Source organism: Ruegeria sp. BJ6, assembly GCF_056537885.1.
In genome coordinates this window covers 314,862-336,009 of the sequence record NZ_JBQFSG010000003.1, presented here as the reverse complement: position 1 = coordinate 336,009, position 21,148 = coordinate 314,862, and the positions used below count along the sequence as shown (strand labels likewise).

Here is a 21,148-nt window from a genome sequence, read left to right as displayed (position 1 = left end):
ATGAAAAAGATCAAGACCGACATCCTGGTGATCGGGGCCGGGTCCGGTGGGTTGTCAGTGGCTGCAGGCGCCAGCCAGATGGGTGCGGATGTGACCCTGCTGGAAGGCCATAAAATGGGTGGCGACTGCCTGAATTTCGGCTGCGTCCCGTCCAAGGCGCTGATCGCAAGCGGCAAGGCGGCATATGCGCAAAGTCATTCAGTCAGTTACGGGATCGCGGATGCGGAGCCAAAAGTCGATTATGCTGCGACCAAGGATCATGTGCAGGATGTGATCGCGCAAATCGCCCCAATGGACAGCCCGGAAAGGTTTGAAGGATTCGGCGTTCGAGTGATCCGCGAATACGGCTCATTCCTGTCTCCAACCGAGGTACAGGCCGGAGATCACACTATATCGGCGCGCCGCATCGTGATCGCCACAGGTTCCTCGCCGCTGGTCCCGCCGATCCCCGGTCTGGACAAGGTCCCCTATTTCACAAACGAGACCATTTTTGACCTGCGTGAAAAGCCTGAACATCTTCTGATCATCGGCGGCGGGCCGATCGGGATGGAGATGGCGCAGGCTCACATTCGTCTGGGATGCAAAGTGACGGTTATCGAGGGGCTGCAAGCCTTGGGCAAGGATGACCCCGAAGCTGCAGCCGTCGTGCTGTCTGCTCTGCGCGAGGAAGGCGTCGATATTCACGAGCAGTCGATGGTGGCGCAAATTCGCGGTGAGGCCGGTGCAATCGAGGTTGTGACTCAAAACGGAGACATCTTTGCAGGCACGCATCTTTTGCTGGCGGCAGGTCGAAAGGCAAATATCGAACGCCTGAATCTGGAAGCGGCCGGTATCGACAGAACAAAATCCGGGATCAGAACGGATGAGGCGCTGCGCACTTCGAACCGCAAAATCTATGCCATTGGTGACGTCTCAGGCGGTCTGCAATTCACGCATGTGGCGGGTTATCAGGCAGGGGTGATCATTCGCTCTGCTCTGTTCGGGCTGCCGGCAAGGGCAAAGACGGCGCATATTCCCTGGGCTACATATACCGACCCCGAACTGGCGCAGGTCGGATTGAGCGAAGAGCAGGCACAGGGGCAATACGGTGACAAGCTCGAGGTTGCCCGTTTCGACTATCACCACAATGACCGCGCCGTGGCCGAGCGTAAAACCACCGGCTTCATCAAGGTCATGATGGTCAAGGGGCGCCCGGTGGGTGCCACAATCGTGGGGCATCAGGCGGGCGAACTGATCAACTTGTGGTCGCTGGCGCTGGCCAATAACCTAAAGATGGGCCAGATCGCGGCGATGGTGTCGCCCTACCCGACGATCGGAGAGCTTAACAAACGCGTGGCGGGTGCTTATTTCTCGCCAAGGCTGTTTGAGAATCAGACGGTTAAACGAGTGGTCAGGTTCGTCCAACGCTGGATCCCCTGACCTGAAAAGGAGCGTAATTTGAACTCGCTTTCGGGACGATTTCTGATCCTGACAACGGTCTTCGTGATGTTGGCCGAAGTTCTGATCTTTGTCCCGTCGATTGCGCGATTCCGCGAAGATTTCCTGTTGAACCGTCTGGAACGGGCGCAAATCGCGTCGCTCGCACTGCTGGCTGACGACATGCTCGCCGAAGAGCTTGAGGCTGAATTGCTGGAAAATGCCGGAGTCTACAACGTCGTGCTGCGCCGTGACGAGGTGCGCCAACTGATGTTGTCCTCACCTATACCGGATCAAATTACACAGACCTACGATCTGAGAATGGCCGGCGCATGGGTGCTGATCCGCGACGCGCTCAACCGGTTTTTCAAACCCGAGAATGAGATCATTCGCGTGATCGGTGAACCGGTACGGGACGCTGGTCTGCTGATCGAAGTGACGATGGATACCGATCCATTGCGAATGGCGATGATCGATTACGGGCTGAGAATTCTGCTTTTGTCGCTTGTCATCTCGATCATCACTGCCTTTTTCCTGTTTCTTGCGGTCCGCGCCTTTTTGGTTCGGCCGATCAAGGGCGTGGTCGGGTACATGCAAAGATATGCCCGCGCACCTGAGGATGTCCGCGGCATCATCCAGCCGCAGGCCGGAGTGACCGAGCTGCGCGAGGCCGAGGAAGCTCTGCAGATGCTGCAGACGCAGATCACCCATGCGCTTAAACAACGCGAACGGCTGGCCCAGCTTGGTGGCGCAGTCGCAAAGGTCAGTCATGATCTGCGCAACATCCTGACATCCGCGCAGCTTTTCACCGACCGGATCGAAGCCAGCGAAGACCCTTTGGTACGCCGGATGGCGCCCAAGCTGGTGAACTCCATCACCCGCGCGGTCTCACTCTGCGAAAGCACGCTGGCATTTGGTCGCGCCGAGGAACCGGCGCCTACCCTGTCGATGGTACCGTTGCGGCCTATTGCCGAAGATGTCGCAGCGAGCGAGAGGCTGGCACTGGCCGATGGCTGTGTGACGATTGATAACGAAGTGCCAGAGGATTTGATCATCCGGGCCGATCCCGAGCAGATGTTCCGGATCATCATGAACCTCGTCCGAAACGCCCGGCAGGCCCTAGTGGCGGCGGGCAAGCCGGGCCAGATCACCGTTGCTGCCTGTGAGCATGGGACAGACTGGTGCATCGAGGTGCGTGACACCGGCCCCGGCCTGCCCCCCAAAGCGCAGGAGAATTTGTTCACTCCGTTTCAGGGCGGCGTGCGCAAGGGCGGCTCGGGTCTGGGGCTGGCAATTTCCTCGGAACTGGTGCGCGGCCACGGTGGGGAACTGGTTCTCAAGAACACCGGACCCGAGGGAACGACCTTTGAAATAAGGCTCCCGCAGGGTGACATGACTTTTTGAGAGAATTTTGAAGAATCGGCTTGCGCACCACTGACGCTGAGTCTAAACAGCGCCTCACCAACGCGGACCGATAGCTCAGCTGGATAGAGTACTTGACTACGAATCAAGGGGTCGGGGGTTCGAATCCTCCTCGGTCCGCCACTTGGTACTGAAAACATTGAATAAACTACTCTCAGTGCTTTCCTGCCCCTGATCTGCCACTAAAATCAAAGTGCTTGCCGGATTATCTATCCGCCCCCCGTTGAGTCGGAATGTCGCACCCCACCCCCCGGCCTAACCCGAGCGCAGCGCGTTGTAGTTTATACCCCACGCATATCACGCGCGGGGTTTCTGGGCTTTTTGACTTTTTAGTCAGATGAGACGAGAGGGTTGCCATAATTTTTGCGAGTGCTTCTTATGCACGATACAACTTTTACGGTTTAAAGCTCGCAGGGGAATATATGCTGAACACCGAATTAGATTTGGATGAGAGTTCGATAGAACCGTTTGACACTTCTACTGCCAGATTCGATCCGGGGTATTCCGCGCGCCGTAGTCTGCACGTTGAACAAGTCGTGGATGAAGCAATGCGACGTGTAAAAATCGCACGTTTGTTCACAGGGGAAGAACGCCAGTCGATTATTGACGATTTGAATGCAAACGGCGGCTGCGTTGAAGACGCGTTCATCACGCGGCTGACTAGGAGCATTAACGAATGAATCGACCCGCTCCAATGTCACCAATCGTCAAACACGCACGCTTGTCCCGGCAACGGTGGATACTGGAAAGCCGAATTGCTGATCGGAATTCCAGTGTCAGAATAAAAGCCGATGCCGAACGTTTACTGAAAATTGTTGAGGCGCTTGAAAACGCTCCACGAAAACAGACGCGGGGTCGCCAAATTTTGTAGGCAATTAATCTACTGTCGCTGGGTCCACAACCGAGAGACAATTGTTGTCGGGTGAAGTCGCCGGAAATAAAATTGGGCCAACGGCGGCGCAGTTCGCCACAGGCACGAAGGAACTATCTGTTGGCAAATTTCCCCGCTCTTGTACCCGGTGCACCAAACAATCAACCGTCGGCGCTCCCGCCCCTACCGGAAGGATTTACGCTGGATGCGGCACCCGAATTCAGTGCCGGTCAAAAGCCAACCAACGCGGCACCAAGCGCTTCTGCCGAATTCGACCCGACAACGATGCCCGGGCTGCCCGATGGCTTCACGCTGGACAGTGACCCGTCTTTCTCAAACCCGGAAGGCACAGCTTTGGGCCGGGCCCTCAAACGGGGGGCGTTGCGCACAAAGTCGGCCCTGCCTGCGTTCGCCGCGCAAAAAGGCGCGACTGTTCTTGCTGACGCAGCGCTTTCCGAACCGGACCTGATCCGGCACGCGTTTCTTGAAACGACCCGTTTGCCGAACGTGCCCGAAGGATTGGACATTTCCACACCCGAATTGGCGTCCGCCGCTATTTCAAAACTCGGCTACCCTGCGCAGTTCGCGAACACGTTTCGGCAGGCATATGACATTCGCGCCCGCGACGCCGCAGCAGCCGTGGGCAACGAACCGGCTGTTGCGCATCGCGCCGTCGACAACGCGCAAGCTGCGCAAAGTCTGAACGATCAGGCTGCGGCCCTTCCGGGGTCCGCGTCCGCAGAACAGTTCAAGCAGGTCTTGGCGGCTGCGCCGGACACGACGCTGGACGTGTTGAAAGCCTATGCGACAAACCCCGGTACGGCCCTTGCCTTCCTTGGTGAAACCGCAGCGGAAAGCCTGCCTCAAATGGGTACGGCAGCGGCAATAACGCTTTTGACGCGCAGCCCGGCGGCAGGTGCAGCAGTTCTTGGTGGCGGTTCTGCCGTGCAGGAATTCGGCTCTGGCGTGAATGAGTTCTTTCAGGAGCAGGGCGTTTCGCCACGGACGTCCGAGGAAGCGGCGGCCCTGATCCGCGACCCTGAACTGATGGCAGCGGCGTCCCGGCGCGGTCTTGGACGCGGTGTAATCATCGCCCTCGCTGAAATGGCGGGACAAGGCGCAGCAGTTACGCAACTATTCAAGGGCCCGACGAAAGAGGCCGTCAAGAACGTCATCGTGCAAGCCGCAACGGGTGCAGGGGGCGAAGCCGCAGCCCGTGCCGCCACCGGCCAAGAATTGTCCGCCAAGGAAATTATCACCGAAGCACTGGCAGAAGGTATGGCTGCGCCGGTTGAGGTTGCGCCCGCCGTTTATCAATCGCGCCGGAATGCGGCCCCCAATTCATTGGATAGCGGCCCGGGACTGCTTGAGCGTGCAAGCGCGCGGCGCAAAAGCGTATCCTTTGCACGGGAATTGAATGAGCGAATGCGTCCCGGTTCTTCCCGCAACCCATTCATGCCACCGAACAAGAATGCAGGTTCCGAGTGGTGGAACCAACCCGCCGAAGCCCTGCCGGTGCACGAAACAACTGGCGTTGCCTACGAAAACGGAAACATTCCGTCTTTGCCGCCCGGGTATACGCTGGATACAGTTCGCGCCGGGCAGGCTGGGACTGCGGACGTGCAGCCTGCAAGTGTGCCACCGGCAATTCCTGACACAACCCGGCGCGTGCAGGCTACCGTGCCAAGTTCGCCGGTACAAGGATATGGAAGTGCCGGGCAACTGCGGACGTCTGACGTGCAGCCTCTTGGGGCATCAACGGAAGTTCCTGACGCCACCCGGCGCATTGAAACTACCCTCAGGGCGGACGTACCACAAGTTCCGACGGCAGTGCGAACGGGGCCTACAACCTCAGCGCTCAAACGTCTGGGATACAAGGGGCGAACGCATCTGCTAGACAGGCTATTTTCTTCGGAGGACGCGACAGAACAGGTGGAATTCCCGAAACAATGGAGCACGGACATGCGAGCCGTACTTACGGGCACAGTCGCTCGTGATTTGGGGCACGAGGAAAGAATGCAGCTAATGGGTTTGTTGGATGAATTCGACGCATTACTGCGGAACAACGAACCTTGGTCAGCTGTTTTACCCCTGATGGCCAGAGGCGTTTGGCTTGTCCAAATCCCGCTGGCCCTAAAACAAGTGCGGCGGAGCGGGCTGCGCCGTTACTTTTTGCGCCAGAACACGTTGTTTTTCTACAGAACGGGCGGGGAGCAGTCATTCGCTGCGCTTGCAGGGATTTTGGAGTGGCAGGTGTACTGCAGGCGTTTACCGTGTCGCCTCTGAGGTCTGCGATGAGCCCGAAGCGGACCCTGCGAGCGGTTCATCAGCAGGTATGCAATTGCATTGCTACCTAGCATTCAACGCTTGATCGATAGCTGGTAAAGATGACTTTAGACCAAATTCCACGGCATCATTTCGAAGTGCTTGCAGAACGGCGCAGCCCTCCGCACTTCTATGACCGGAATGCCATGCTACAAGAGCGCGAGCTCTGGCTACAAAAAAGTCCGACCACGGCATGTCCTCTTGCGCAAAAAAAGCCTCGAGAGATTCAGCATGTCGTTGGGCCTGCGCCCACTCTTTGCGCTGCAACATAACTTCGATAGCGTCGCGGTAAAAAAAGGGTTGATTGTGCCCCACACAGCCGTTGGCGATTATTTCTTCCGCTTCCGATATCGCTTGGTCTTGCTCTGTTCTGTCCTGAGTGACGCGGGCAAAGTGACCAAGCATTCGGGGTCCACCGAAAGACATTCCCAGTTTCCTTGCTCCCATAATTGCCTGATTGATCGATTCAAGTGCTTCCTGATGCCGCCCGGTTGCGTTCAAATGGATACTATTGAACGACAATGCCTCCTGGATGAGTCTGCTCGCTCCCAGCTTTTCCCCCAAAGCTTTCACATGCTCACATAGCGTATCCACTGATGACCAGTCGCTGAGTTCAACAGCTGCAAAGAGCGCTGCAGCAGCAGCGTTCATTTCGGCACGATCGTGTCCAACGCGGCGAGCTGCATCCATTGTCTTGCGAGACTGTTCGAGCACTTCATCAAGCTCGAGCATATAGACCTTTGTGTGACAGACCTGTGCCGCGTTCGCCACTTCGGTCCGCCCGTAACCATTGGCTCTACTTATTTCTACACAGCGTGACAGCATATCATGAGAAGTGCGCATGCGCCCGGCCACGTAGGCTGCATCGCCCAAACCGCCCAGCCCTATTGCTTCGCCCTCAGTCGAACCGATCTGTCTTGCATATTCGATGCTTTGCCGATGCCCCGCTTCGCATCCAGTGATATCGCCCTTAGGGAACAGCAAGTTCCCACGTAAATGATGAAGGCGCATCAAGGTTTCGATCAAATCATTGGCTTCTGCAATGGGTTGCACTTGGGCCACAAGGTCGAGTGCCTCGTCGGTGCGATCTATGATGCGCATGCCTTCAGCAATGCCGAGCAATGCAACGCATTTTTCCGTATTGTCTGAATGACGGGGAAGAGATTCCTGATATGCTTCAATCGACTTTTCAGTCTCACCCAGTTCCCGCAGCAATTCGCCTAGCAGGCAATGCAAAGCGAAGGACATCTCAGTTTTGTCCGCCACGGCAACGCCGCGTTCAGCCAACCGTTTTGCACTTTCAAACCGCAACGCCGCCTGTTGCGCTTCTGCTGCGTGAAGATACGCCTGTGCCGCGTCCTTGTGGCCGGCACAGTCCAGATGTTCGGCATGCAGTGGAAGATCCTTGTCTGCAAACCAGTCCGCGGCGGCAAGGTGAATTTCATTTCGACGCGCTCGAAGCAGTGAGCCATATACACCATCTCTGACCAGTGCATGAGCAAATAGATATCCGTCACCTTGCTCGCGGATAAGTTGATGGTCTACCAATTTCGCACTGTCATACGAGTCATTGCTGATCAACCGACGCAAAGAAGCCAGCGTAAACCGTTGTCCTAGAACTGAAGCGGCTTGAATGGCCGATTTGTCAATCGCTGGCAGACGGTCGAGTCTTGCTTGTACAATGCTCTGAATTGATCCCGGAACTTGAACGTCGTTGGCCTCATGAGCGCTTCTGAGCAGTTGCTCTAGGAACAAGGGGTTTCCAGCCGCCCGCTCCACACAAGAACGAGCGAATTTGTTAGCGATGTCGACAAAGTTGGCAGCCATTCCCATGGCGTCGGCCTCACCAAGAGGACCCAGATCCAAGGTTATGAAGGGTGCGCCAGCCAGGGCCCCACGCCAAGCCGGATCAATCGGGTCGCCTTCAACCCTCGAAGTAAGAACGATCATGATGGGCGCGCCAATTGAACCAAGTCCCAAACTGGCAATTTGCTTAAGTACAAGCTTGTCCGCCCAGTGGATATCTTCGAAAACGATAAGTCTCGGAAGCTTCCCACTGAGCGCCCGGACAAGCGCGACAACAGTATCTACCTTACCGGTGTTACGCGTCAGATTATCCATAGCATCGTAAAGTGCCTGGTCCTCTGGCGATCGCGGCAGGTTCAGGAGGTCGTTGAGATGGATTTCATTTTCTGCGGTAACAAACCCTTCCGCAACCGCGCTTTTGGCCGCTACACACCGACCTTCTATATCTTCTCCAATCGGCAAATCGAGTAGACTATGGACCAACGAGCGTATCGGATCCTGCCCCAGACCGACACCGAAATCGAGGACAAGAGTACGGTGACACGAAAAGCCGTCTTCTTCGGCCAAATGGCAGTATTCATCCGTTAGACGGGTCTTTCCGATCCCGGGATCGCCGCGAACTTGGATCAGCTGCCCTTCTTCGGCGTCCTTACACACTTTCAGGGCACTCTTGAATTGCTGGATCTCAGCCACGCGGCCAAGAAATGGACTTGCACGCTGCGTTTTTGGAGAGTCCTGGCTGCCTTGCACTGAATGCACTCGCACGGGCTCCAAAAGACCTTTGACGGAAACGTCCCCTACCTCTGTAGCGGCAATTTTCCCCTCTATGGACTGGCGGACCAGTTCAGATATCAGGATTTCCCCGGCGGAAGCCTTATCTGTAAGTCTGGCGGCTAAGTTCACCGACTCTCCGATAACAGTATAATGGCTATCAGGACCAACGCCGCTTGCGACGACCTCGCCACAGGCAATACCAATGTGAGTTTCCAGTGGCCGACCAACCTGTTCTGAGACACCTGACATCGCTTCTTGGATCGCTATAGCTGCGCGGACCGCCCTTTCAGCGTCATTCCCATGTGAAATCGGTGCTCCGAACATAGCCATAACGCTGTCGCCCACGTGCTTATCAACCGTTCCTCCGAAATTATTGACTATGCCATCGGCAGCTTCGAAGTACGCAGCCAAAAGCTCGTGAACCGCTTCTGAATCAATTGATGAAGATAATTTGGTGAATCCACAGATATCCGCAAACAAAACAGTTACTTGTCTGCGCTCACCTGAGTGTTGAGCGGCAGTCTTTGCTTCGACATTTTTCTGCGCTGTCTCGGCTTTTTCAATTGCGGTTTCGTCGATTGTAGCAATCGCCTCTAGCAATTTCCGCCTGTGGCCGACGGCAGTCACACCGATATCTTTCAGGTCTTCTACTGTGAGGTGCGCAAGAACGTGCCCATCGACAAAGTTCTCCTCAAAGGCATCGGCATATTCGCCGAGCCCGAGGTCTTCGAGCCAGGTGCGTACGTCGATTTCCATGCAGGCTCTTTTTTTGTTTCGGGAGCAAATTAGCATGGAAAGTGTCAATGGGTCCATCGAGGCGCCCCCAAAGAGCTGTGCGACACCGCCTGATCTCCACGCGATCCCCGAGCAGCCAGTCTACAGTTGGCAGGCTGTGCAGCAATGCCCTTGCGCCGATGTAATCGCTGACCTGCCCAACGGTCACAAACAGGTTCAGTCGGCGGCCTTTGCTATCGCAGATGGCGTGCAGCTTGGTATTCATGCCGCCCTTGGTCCGACCGATCAGGCGTCCACGCCCCCCTTTTTGACGCCCAAACTAGTCGCTGTGCGGTGTGCCTTCAGGTAGGTCGCATCCTATCATCACGGTCTTATCTTCGCCGTGCTCAGCGGCCAATCCGGCCATCATCCGGGCGAAGATGCCCTTGTCGCTCCACCGTTTCCAACGGTTGTAGAGCGTCTTGTGCGAGCCGTGTTCCTTCGGCACCTCGCGCCAGCGCAAACTATTGCGATTAACGAAGACTATCCCGCTCTACACCCGCCGGTCATCGACGCGGGGTTTGCCGTGAGATTTTGGGAGGAAGGGCTCAAGACGCACCATCCGGGCGTCGGTCAGCCAAAACAGATCAGACATGTTTACCGCTCGTTTTTCAAACCGTGAATCACGCAACCCCGCAGAAATCAATGGGTCCTGACCCTAACGAACTCCAGACTCAAAAACCGCTGCTTTCCAGGCCTCTGTTAGCCTACCGGTCGATTGGTTCAAGCGAGTCGTCGAAAGTTTAGGCGTAGGCCAGACGCCAAAGAGAACAACACTTCAGAATAAAGAAAGTGATGTACAGAATTGCTTTGGTAGGCCGTGGTTTAATTGGTGGTGCGGGCCAGAACCCAAAGACTACAGGCCTTGCGGAATTTTACCGGTTTGTACCCGCGCCAAAGCGAATTGAAGTGAACTTTGAAATTATGAAAAGTTCGTATAGTATCTTGGGTGTGTGCGCTTGAACTTGGCGAAGTTACCTAAACACTTGGCTAGGATATTTGATAAGGTAACCCATTCGAAGACTATCAACTGTCTTGTTGGTCGAAGGCAGAAAATTAGGGAAGGGGGGCAAATTATATTAAAAACAACCTCAATCGGAAAACAGAAATATCTCTGTGACTACGACTTCTGATTTCGGAAATATTCCATTCTGCTGCCAGATCTCGCCAATAAAATCTTTGGCGAAATACACAAAATAGATGACCTGCCATCTTCCACGTTGGTCATTTAGGCAGCCATTCTGAGATGTGACACTTTTGAAGAACCGCCGACTCAAATGGAAATGAATTCGATTGAGAAATGAACTGACAAACATCCATTGTGCAGTACGCATCGAGAGGTGGTTGTGTTCATCTTTTTCAGTTCGCACCGCTTGGGGGTATCTTGGCCTGAAAGAGGCGAAACGGATAACAACCGAAGGCTGTTACAGTGAACGGCGCCCGGATTCCTCAATCAGAGCTTGTGCGGTGTTCGGGTAGTCCGCAACGCGATCCCATTCGAAAATACTCCAGCGAATATCAGGGGAATTGAACTGGGGTTCCAAGGTTCAGAAAGCTTGAATTATTCCCGTAATGCGGTCTTTCGTACGCGATTCAAAAAAGTAAGAAGCTTGCACCAATACGCAGAAGACCCCGGCGGTGCAAATTTCTTCATCAAAGAGTATGATTAATGCCATCGAATAATTTCACTAATCAAAACAAGGGCCACGAACCCCATTTTGGGTCGCCATCAGTGTTGACCAAACTCACTGCGAAAACTAAGTCGGTGGCCGCGCGCCTTAAGTACTCGATTTCAGTTTACCTGCTAAACAATCCAAGGGCAGCGCGAGTCGGTTTTGCCATTGCGCGGCGAATTCGGCCTATTTTTTGCATTGGAACGACATTCATCGCAGTACGAGACTGTGATGTTCAAAACCTCCTGCATCGAGACGAGGACCTGCTGGTCGGTAAATTCATGAACCCACGCATGGTCTGTGGCCCCTTCATTTTGGGCATTGACTGGCGGGAACAACACACATCAGAGCGCACCGCCCTTGAAAACGCACGACATAAGAGTGCCGACAAACGGATAATCCGCGATTATGCTGTCAACTCTGCGCAGCGTCTGATCAATGATGCCACAAATGGTGCAGTACATGGTCGAGCACATCTCGACATTGCGCGAGGATTTTCCGAAATCGTGGCGATTGAGGTTCTCACTCGCTATCTGGGACTGAATATTCCAACTGATGCGAAAGCGCGCGATGAGCTGCGGAATATCTCTACTGCGATTCTGGATCTTCCTCCCGAAGGATCGGTACAGGCGGACGAGCTCTTTCGCTCGGCGACAACAATATCGGAACAGGTTGAGCTCGAAATCAAGCGGATCTTCAGCGAGGCTAACCTGAAGGGTTCGGTACAGGGCGGACCAAGCAACAGCTTCATAAGTCGGCTGGCGCAGGGTTCGCTTGCGACATTAAGCGCTGGAGAGGCTGGAGAGGAATGTGCCCGCCGATCTATTTTGGGATTGTTGACCGCAGGTGCCGCAACTGTTGCACGCGCGACGACCCACGCGTTTGATCAATTGCTCGACCGCCCGCACGAATTCGCGCTTGCACAAGAAACCGCACGGGCACTTTCGGCACGCATGCAAAAGGTTCCCAATCGCTGCGCACAGGATGTGGATGACGAGGTGATTAAATTACGGAACGCGCTATCCGGCTATATCGATGAGGCACTGCGATTTCGCCCCACTTTTCCCTTTCTCGTTCGCTTTGCCCCCCGGCGCACCATAATTGGAACCCAAGAAGAGGACAGGCGCTGCGTGAGGGGTGGAAGCACTGTGATTGCAGCGCCTCTGGCGGCGATGTTCGATCCGGCTGTTGTCGAGTGCCCGGCAGAGTTTCGCGCCGATCGGGGGTCGACCTCGTATCTGCACTTCGGGACAGGACGGCACGCGTGCTTTGGACGCTACATCGCCGAAACCGAAATCTTCGAGATGATCAGGGAACTTCTCTTGCTCAAGGACTTGAGACAGGAGTCACGGCTGCGTCACGAAGGGCCAACAGTAAAAGAGCTCAAAGTATCGTTCGATGCCAGGAGCTTCAGTCAGGGTATCGAACCATGACTTTGCAACGGCTGTGCTTCATTGAAACGATCCGGACCGAGTGTGAGGATGAGCTGCGAAAGGCTCTTTCAAATTACAACCCGGGCATCGCGACCGGTATTTCGAGCCCGCGCTCAATCCGCGCAAAGTGCAACACGGACTTTGATTTTTCGGCGCTGCCCAACTTGCATATGGCAAGTTTCCTGATCATCCCCGGGGAAGGTGATAGCGCGCCAGCGCTCTGTTTTGAAGGTACATTCGACGGAGAACGCACGCGCTTTGTACAAGATTTAGTGCAAGCCTGCAGCGAAGGTGTCCGCCGCACATTCGGATCATGTATCGGTTGCCCGGATCCGAACGAGGCGGCAGCCGAGATTATCGTGCGTTACATTCTCGACCGTCATGTGGACGCAAACCTCTCGTTTTCCGGTGCGCCAGGGCGACCAGTGTCGCGCATACTTGGCGAGCAAGATCTGCGAGATGCAGCTGTCGACTACGTCAAGACTTATCGCTCTTTCATGGTTACTGCACCATCAAGCTATGAGGCGATACTCGAAGACATTCTAGCAAATGTTGTCCGTCGAGGCACCGGAACCGGTACCCACTCCGACCTTCGTTGGGCGGAAGAGGTACCTGCAACCGCTTTCCGGGTTAAACATGGCAGATTGGCCCTCTTCGCAGCGGCAGCGGCAGCTGTTGTGTTCCTTGCGCTGATCCTCAAGTGGGCACTTGATTTGTTCGGCATTTTGTCAAGCGAAACGCTAATTCAACGCGCGCAAGATTGGCCGTCTGTTGTCAAAGCCAGCGCAGGTGCGTTTAAAACCCAACTGGACTGGATATACGGGGCGTTCGACGGTACCGGCCTTCTTATTGCTGCGGTTGTATTCGGCGCGTCTGGTTTCCTGCTCGACCGTATGGGAACCGCGCGGCCAACGGGCGGCGTGATGAAGTCACCTGTCCTACAGGCCAAATTGCTCTTCTACTGCCTTCTCTTCTTTGTCTTCTTCGGCTTTTCGACTTCTTGGGCGACCCATGCCTCGATCCAGGCGGGAGGTTTCGCACCGCTCGGCCTGATTGCAACGCTGGCGGTCTGGCTCATAGCGCGGTGGATCGGATTTACGGTCGAAATCGTGTTTCCTGATCCGCGAAGCCGGGACTACTATCCTGAGATATTGCTTCTGGTCACTCGCTTCGTCGCCCGCGCAGCCTCGGTAGCACTTATCGTGTTAGTAATCGACTATGTGCTTCGTATCGGTGCCCAGGATGTCTACAATCTAAGGTACCTTGGAACATGGCTTGTCGGAGATAATACAGCCTATCCAATCAGCGTCGGAGCGCTCGCTCTCCTGGCGGCTGTCGCGTCTTATTTCTGGCTGGGCTATCTGCGTTCAACGCTATTGTTGCCGCTTGAGACGCGGTTTTTGTTGCCGACTGAAAAAGTGTTGTTGAGTCTGAAACTGCATTTTATCAAGGTTCTCCGCATTTTGGTGATGACTTTCGTCGGCCTTCACCTTGCGTTTCTGATCCTTCCCTCAACCTGGACCGACGCGCCTTTATCCGCGAACCTGTTGCTGTCGCATGCTATCCCTTTTGGAATCTACATCCTTTTTGCGATTGCTTTTCTGTTTTTGATCTTTCTTCTGATCATAGTCTGGATGCGGTTTTGCGAGACTTCCGATCTCCGTCGATATGACCATCCAAAGCGCTTGCTTTTGCGTCCGAAAGAGCTGGCTCGTGCAACCGCACGTGAAGAACACGGAATAAATCTGCTTCAAAACCATTTGGCCAGTGTGACCCACGTGAAACCCGGAGTGCTCAGACTGTACTTCCTGCGATTTACATTATTTGTCATCAATCTGCTTTCTCACTACGTGTTCACACGCGGTACGTTGGGTGGAATTCCAACCATTCTCCATGCGCAATGGACGCTGATCAACGAAGGACGGCGGCTGCTCTTCCTCGTGAGCTATTGTGGCTCATGGGAGAGCTATCTTAATGAATTCATCGATCTTGGCGCGGTTTGGGGCGTCAACTCCATTTGGACGCATACACATCTTCGTCCAGAGTCCAGTTCACAGGTAATCGGATTTTCTCCAACACGGGGTATCCTTTTTGGTGGGGCGCAGGATGCTCGGCCCTTCAAAGCTTATGTTCGCACCAGTCAGATCGAGACGCTGGTGTGGTACAGCGCCTACCCCGGCATCAACACTACCAACATCAATAATAACAGCCGTTTTCGCGAGGGGTTGCTCAAACCTCAAAGAACCGAAACGGCAAGCACTCTGCTTAGGAATATCTGAGGGTTAACAATGGCGGTTCAAACGGTCGAATGGGAAGACGTCCAGTGCCTTTTGTTGAGCGGATTGGGCCATCACAAGCAGTCCAGGAATCTTCTATTGCGGGTCAAGAACAGATCCGAAGCCAAGTCATGGCTGCGGGCTTTACTGGCAAGAGGCGTCGTGCGCTCGGCGCATCAGGTCAATAGTCACAATGTCGATGCGAGCGATCTGCCCGATCATATTGTAAGCATTGCCATGACGTTCTCAGGGCTTCGGGCACTGGGGATCGAAGAGGATACTTTGGAAACCTTTCCGCCAGAGTTTCAGGAAGGGATGACCGGAACGGATCGGCGACGGCACATGCTTGGTGATGTTGACGCAAGCGCGCCAAGCAAATGGGCATGGGGCTGGCGCGCACTCGAACCACATGTATTGATCCAGGTGTTCGCGCGTTCAAAGGCTCATCTCGATCCAGTAAAGCTTGAGCGCGCGATAGGTACTCCAACCGGGTTCGTTACCGTTGATGGCGACGAAATCGGCCCCGAGGGTACGACTGGTCTGCTGACCTACGTGCCGGAAGACCGTCGTGAGCATTTCGGGTTCGTAGATGGTATCTCGCAACCGCTGATCGAAGGAACACCAAGTGCCGAATGCAGGAGATACGGCCCAAACGAAATCTCGATCATCAAGGCTGGGGAACTTATCCTTGGATATGACAATGAACGTGGACTGCAGGCACCCAGCCCGAGCGTAGATACAAATGCCCATGGGGCTGACTTACTATCGTCCACGCCGGGAAGGCGGGATTTGGGGCGAAATGGCAGTTACCTCGTGGTCCGTCAGATCGCACAGGATGTCGCCGCATTCCACAAGTCGGTAGCCGCCATAGCGCCCTGTAAGAAGGAACAAGGGCTTGCTGCTGCCAGGCTCATGGGCAGATGGCCCAGCGGCGCTCCGCTCGTTCGTCATCCCCACGCTGATCCGCTTGCTTCTGGCAATAAGCGGTCGCGGGAAAACGATTTCCTGTTTGACCGAGAGGATCCTGAGGGTATTCGCTGCCCGATAGGTGCCCACATCCGAAGGTCCAACCCAAGAGACTCTTTGCTCCCGGACCCAGAAACCGCGCTTCGACTGTCCAAGCGGCGACGGATATTGCGACGCGGGCGGCTGTATGACCGTGGGGCCTGTGTCAGTACCGCACACAAGGAAGAACTCGGCGGGATATTCTTTATGTGCTGTAACGCTGACATCGCGGATCAGTTCGAACTCATTCAGCATTCCTGGATCAATAATCCCCATTTCTCGACGCTGTATGACGAAAGCGACCCAATAGCGGCCACACATAAGCCTCGTGGAGACCGATTTACCGTCCAGGGGAGCCCAACCAATGTCCAGACGCCAGAATTAGAGGCGTTTACGACCGTCAGAGGCGGAGCCTACTTCTTCCTGCCGGGGCTCCGCGCTCTGAATTACCTATCACATTCGTAACAATGTTGAGTGTCATGACCAAGAACGAGATCGAATTTGACTATATCGTAATAGGCGCAGGCACCGCCGGTAGTTGCCTGGCGGCTCGGTTGTCCGAGGATCCGGACGTCAGCGTTTTGCTTGTTGAATATGGGATTGAAGACAACCCCGATTTGACTGGCAACTCTGACGTCACGAACGTCTTCGGCCTTTGGTCCAACCCCGGTCTGTCGACAAATTTCCCGATGATCAAACGAAACCAAACTCTGAATCGGTGGCGGATGCTGACACGTGGCACCATGATCGGAGGTTGCAGTTCAGTGAATGCAATGATCCACATCCGAGGAAGCGAGCAGGATTATGACTCCTGGGGCGCCAACAACCCGGGGTGGGACTACGATGCGGTCTTGCCTTATTTCATGAAATGCGAGGATTATCTCGGAACCGGTGCCGCGCATCGTGGGAAAGGAGGGCCGATTGTCGTGCGCGATCTCCCACGCCGCTCGTCGGCTGCATCGGAATTCATTGCCTCGGCAGCGAAAGCGGGCTTCAAGGCTTCGGACGACGCCGATCTAAACGGACGGTCGTTGTCGGATGTCGGCGGCTACTACCAATTCGCGATCGACGGCAACGAGCGACGCTCCAGTTCGGCCACGGGCTATCTGGCGGCCATCAGAAATCGGCCTAATTTGACCGTGAAGCCGCTGACCCAGGCACTTTTCCTCGATGTGAGCAAGAAAGATGGCGGCCGAACTCAGGTTTCGGGGGTGCAGTGCCTCGACCGAAGAAGCGGATTTTCTCAGATGTACAAAGCGCACGAAGCGATCGTGCTGTGCGGTGGCACCATCGGATCACCGCATCTGATGCTCGTATCAGGGATCGGTCTTCCTGAGGATCTGAAAGGAGTTGACGTTCCATCGGTCCATCCTTTGCCGGTCGGACATAATTTGCGGGATCATATGATTCTGTTAACCCGCTTCGAAGCCAAGAATGCCCTTCCTCAGCCCATGTTCTTTTCCGAAGCGGGTCTGTTTGCTGAACTCGATGCCAACGCCGGGGTCAAATCAGGCGGAAGGCCGAATATTCAGTACTTTGCACATTCCGGGATTCAGATAACTCGGCCTCCTGGGTTCCCGGAAAAATTCCTTGTTATTGCACCAGCATTAACGCGACCAAATAGCCAAGGGAAGCTTTCGCTTCTCAGCAGCGACCCACGAATTTTTCCAAAGATCGATCCCAACTATCTATCCGCAGGCAGCGGCGACCTTGAAACCTTGTTGGCGGCAATCGAACTCACGCGCGAATTGTCGGACAACCACGCGGGGATCGTGCCTGGCGGCAATACGAACTTACCCGGATCGAAGGCGAGCAAAGCCGCTAGAGAAGCGTTTATCCGGTTCGAGGCGCGTGGCCTTTGGCACCCCACCGGGACCTGCCGGATGGGGCCGCATACAGATTCAGGCGCGGTTGTGGGCGCAGACCTTCGGGTTCACGGGGTTGATGGGCTGATGGTTGCGGATGCCTCGGTTATCCCGGATGCGATCTGTGCCAATACCAACGCCGCAGCTCTGATGATCGCCGAGAAGGCGGCATCGCTTTTGCGCGTTAGGGGGCGACCTGCGCGTTGACGGCATCGGGCAGCAGATGGAAGCCGATGCGCCTCGCGATTTGCAGAGCATTCTCGCGATAGGATCGGGCCTGTACGGTACCGGCTTGTCCACGGCGGCTATGCAATTCGCTTAGACTCCAATTGCACAGCGCGGCCTTTGGCCACTCACCCCGGAATGTAACAAGGGCAAGGCAGGATTCGAGCTCGTCTTGCGCGCTCTCCAACCGGTTCGCCGCCAACAGGGCCTGCCCCTTGGCAAGCGCCAAATGAGACCGGCCAAAATAGTCTTCACCATCAAATCCAGCATTGATTTCAGGTCGTTCGAAGACATCGATTGCCGAGTCGATCTTTCCACTGGCAAGATGTATTTCGATCAGTATTGAAGCGGCGAACGCATACATCTTGTCGATCTGAAATCTTTTCGACAGATCAAACACAAGCTCAATGGCAGAGAGCGCCGCTTTCATCTCACCACGCTCGGCATGGATCCTGGCACGGATCACATACGCCATTGTCTGCGTATATGGATGACGGGCTGCGTCGGCACGTGCAGTTGCGTCACTTGCAACAGCTTCAGCGCGATCCACTTGGCCCATCTCAAGAAACGCGCTGGCCAGGAACGCGTTGATCGACACGCTAGGAATGGATGGCCAACCCGGGTGCTTCTGATCGTATTCTGGCGTGAGCAGGTCAAGGGCGGTGCATAACTCGGTGACAGCCTTGTTGTAGTCGCCTACCTCGTAGGCGATCATTCCTAAGTTGTAGCGCCCGGCGAGCTCAAGGCCGGTATTACCTATGCGACGGCTAAGGTCGATTGCACTCCGCGCATGCTCCAGACCCTTGAGGTGTGCGCCAAGGCGCCAGTTCGCTGCGGCAAGCTGACAATTGATTGCGGCATGGCGATCATCCTCACCATAGTCGACAGCGATGTTTCGGGCCTCTTCAAGCAGTTCCAGTGCCCGTGTCTGACGCCCCAGAGGCGTTAGTGCGCTGCACGCCAATAAACGAAAATCAATTTCCGCGCATGCCTTCTCCCTCGAGGGAGGCACGCGCTCCAATGCTGCTATCCCACTTTCCAGAGTGGCGATTGCATCTCGATTGGCCCAATGGCGAACCGAGCGGGCCATAGCGGCAAGGTAAAACCGCCCGGCATTTGCCCAATCTTCGGCTTGATAGGCATGATCGGCCAGCCGATCCAAATGGGCGTCGAGTCGGGGTTTTTGCAAGGCGACGATTGCCTCAAATGCGCGGCCGTGAAGCTGCTTTCTCTGTTTGCGCAACATAGTCAAATAGGTGACTTCGCGGGTAAGTTCGTGTTCGAAAGAGAAATCGGTACCCGTGGCCCGATCAAGCTGGCGAAGAAAGCGCCCGTCAACAAGCGTTTTCAAAATGCCGTCAAGCGTTTGGTTCTGCGACACGTCAGCCACTGCCTGCAGCACCGCAACGGAAATATCTGTGCCCAGAACTGCTGCAGCCTGCAGGACGGATTTCTCTTTCGTGGACAACCCGTCAATCCGGCTGGCCAAAACGTTTTGAATTCTTGGTGGCACCTCAGATGTATCAATAAGCCCTGTCAGGCGATACCGGCCATGCGTACCCTCAAGCACGCCGAGCTGTGACAACGAACGTATTAATTCTTCAAGGAAAAGAGGTACACCGCCCGCCTTGCGATAAAGTTCAGATGTTATCTGTGCAGAGCTGGCGTTCTTTCCCAACAACGCAACAGCCAGAGTGTCAAAGTCATGGCGACCAAGAGGCGGCAGTTGCAAGTTGATTTGATCTGCATGTTTCTGCCAGTCAATTGCCCTTTCGGGGCGGAGCGTAAGGATAAGGACAACCCGAAATCCTTTCAGATGGGCAACCAGGTTCTCGAGAACTGCCATACTGCCGGCGTCCATCCAGTGCACGTCTTCAAAAACCGCAATCAAAGGTTGCCGATCGGAAGCCGCTGCGATCAGCCGCTCGAAGGCCTCGAAAACCTGCCCACGCTGTTGTACCGGATCAAGCGCTCGCCACGAGGAATTTCCGTCATCCTCAGGGTTTAGCAATGAGGCGAGCGCTGGCTGTATCGACTCCAGGCCAAGATCAAGGGAAGCTGCAGTTCGCAACATGTGCCCAAGCCCGGCCGAACCGTCCTCTTCCGGGTCTAGGAGGGCCTTGAGAAACTGCGTGATTTGACGGTATGTCGTCCTCTGATCCTGACGATCCGCCGCGACTTCAATCGTTTGGAAACCCGTCGTGTCTGCGGTATCCAGAAAATGCCGGACCATTCTGGATTTTCCGAAGCCCGGACCGGCAGTTACCGTGATGACCTGGCCCTGGCCGCGCCGCGCTCCTGCGACTGCCTCTTGCAGCACGGCAAGCTCTGCCTCGCGGCCTACAAATGTTGCACCAAGATCTTTCGCGTTAGCAGTCGCGCGTGGTGCATCCCTGAGACCGGTTAACTGACATACCTCGACCGGGTGAACAAAGCCCTTGATCTCGCGGCCGCCCAAACTCACGATTGAGGCTTCACTTTCAACAAGGGCCGGTAGATCTCCACAGGTCAGAATTTCGCCTGCTGCCGCGATCTCCTGCATTCTCCTCGCGAGCACTACCGAAAGTCCGGTTGCATCGTAGTTTCCAAGAACATCAGTCTCAACAAGACGAAGGATCGCGTTACCCGAGCAGAGCCCCGTGCGAACCCGCATCGCCGATCCAAATTCGGATCTTATTTTTTCATGCAGCTCCAAAGCTGCCTTACAAGCGCAAAGCGCGTGATCCTCCTGCGCTACCGGTGCACCAAACAGCGCCATGAGGCCATCACCTTCAATGTAGTTTACCAAGCCACCGTATTGTCTGATTGCTTTGCGCATCACTGCGATGATGTCGTTGAGTCGATCAACCGCCTCTTCCGGTTCAAGGCTTTCAAGAATGCCGGTTGAGTCGACCAGATCGGAAAAAAGGATAGTAATGTGTTTTTGTTCTTCCACAAAAGTGGGACCGTCTTGCATAGAAAATCCCGAAAATTTGCGCTGCGCTGTGTTACGCAAGCTAGCGCCACAATTCATGCAATACCTGGCTTCGGCACCGCATATCGCGCCACATCGTTGGCAATGGGTTTCCATTTGCCCTGTAGATTCGTCACTTCTATTTGTCGGCAGTCTACCCATTTCACACACCCGGATTCCGAGACTGACTGGTTACAAAACTTCAGTGTCACGCCAACATTATATCAATTAGCGGAAATTGGAAATTTCACATGAGGATCTGACACGGCATTGCTGTGCAATTCGGTTGAAGGCTTCACTTTTTTGGAACCAGTGTAATGGCCTGCCGAC

At 55.0% G+C, this 21,148-nt stretch carries 10 protein-coding genes, 1 tRNA gene and 1 pseudogene; 9 read left to right on the top strand and 3 right to left on the bottom strand.

The annotated features are described in order from the left end of the window. From ACR0D6_RS10570 to ACR0D6_RS10550, 5 genes are all read left to right on the top strand, one after another. A complete protein-coding gene (locus ACR0D6_RS10570) occupies positions 1-1,419 on the top strand; it encodes a dihydrolipoyl dehydrogenase family protein (protein WP_480765458.1) in 1,419 nt (472 codons plus the stop codon). Positions 1,420-1,485: 66 nt separating this feature from the next. After that, positions 1,486-2,820 carry a sensor histidine kinase gene (locus ACR0D6_RS10565; protein WP_170657310.1) on the top strand — a complete coding sequence of 445 codons (1,335 nt, stop codon included), beginning with the start codon at positions 1,486-1,488 and terminating at the stop codon, positions 2,818-2,820. Between the two features lie 64 nt (positions 2,821-2,884). Continuing rightward, a tRNA-Arg gene (locus tag ACR0D6_RS10560) sits at positions 2,885-2,961 on the top strand. A gap of 299 nt (positions 2,962-3,260) precedes the next feature. Further along, on the top strand, positions 3,261-3,518 hold the full coding sequence (locus ACR0D6_RS10555) for a hypothetical protein (protein WP_480765457.1): 258 nt from the start codon (positions 3,261-3,263) through the stop codon (positions 3,516-3,518). 311 nt (positions 3,519-3,829) lie between these two features. Next, positions 3,830-5,995 carry a hypothetical protein gene (locus ACR0D6_RS10550; RefSeq protein WP_480765456.1) on the top strand — a complete coding sequence of 722 codons (2,166 nt, stop codon included), beginning with the start codon at positions 3,830-3,832 and terminating at the stop codon, positions 5,993-5,995. Positions 5,996-6,058: 63 nt separating this feature from the next. On the opposite strand, the gene ACR0D6_RS10545 is transcribed toward ACR0D6_RS10550, so the two are convergent. Both ACR0D6_RS10545 and ACR0D6_RS10540 read right to left on the bottom strand, forming a co-directional pair. Beyond that, positions 6,059-9,370, bottom strand: coding sequence for an adenylate/guanylate cyclase domain-containing protein (locus ACR0D6_RS10545; RefSeq protein ID WP_480765455.1), 3,312 nt, complete (start codon positions 9,368-9,370; stop codon positions 6,059-6,061). A 100-nt stretch (positions 9,371-9,470) separates the two neighbouring features. Beyond that, a pseudogene (locus ACR0D6_RS10540) lies at positions 9,471-9,983 on the bottom strand (IS5 family transposase); the annotation flags it as partial. Between the two features lie 1,074 nt (positions 9,984-11,057). Here ACR0D6_RS10540 and ACR0D6_RS10535 point away from each other — a divergent pair. The 4 genes from ACR0D6_RS10535 to ACR0D6_RS10520 are packed head-to-tail and all read left to right on the top strand — an operon-like array spanning position 11,058 to position 17,847. Further along, a complete protein-coding gene (locus ACR0D6_RS10535; RefSeq protein ID WP_480765454.1) occupies positions 11,058-12,494 on the top strand; it encodes a cytochrome P450 in 1,437 nt (478 codons plus the stop codon). Then, positions 12,491-14,773: a hypothetical protein gene (locus tag ACR0D6_RS10530; protein WP_480765453.1), complete on the top strand. Its 2,283-nt coding sequence runs from the start codon at positions 12,491-12,493 to the stop codon at positions 14,771-14,773. The genes ACR0D6_RS10535 and ACR0D6_RS10530 overlap by 4 nt, the downstream gene beginning before the upstream one ends. Before the next feature lie 9 nt (positions 14,774-14,782). Then, on the top strand, positions 14,783-16,240 hold the full coding sequence (locus tag ACR0D6_RS10525) for a Dyp-type peroxidase (RefSeq protein WP_480765452.1): 1,458 nt from the start codon (positions 14,783-14,785) through the stop codon (positions 16,238-16,240). Between the two features lie 2 nt (positions 16,241-16,242). Then, complete coding sequence (locus tag ACR0D6_RS10520) at positions 16,243-17,847, top strand: GMC family oxidoreductase (RefSeq protein ID WP_480765451.1); 1,605 nt, start codon at positions 16,243-16,245, stop codon at positions 17,845-17,847. On the opposite strand, the gene ACR0D6_RS10515 is transcribed toward ACR0D6_RS10520, so the two are convergent. Next, entirely contained in the window at positions 17,825-20,800 is a 2,976-nt protein-coding gene (locus ACR0D6_RS10515; protein WP_480765450.1) for an ATP-binding protein, read from the bottom strand. The genes ACR0D6_RS10520 and ACR0D6_RS10515 overlap by 23 nt on opposite strands. Between the last annotated feature and the right edge of the window lie 348 nt (positions 20,801-21,148).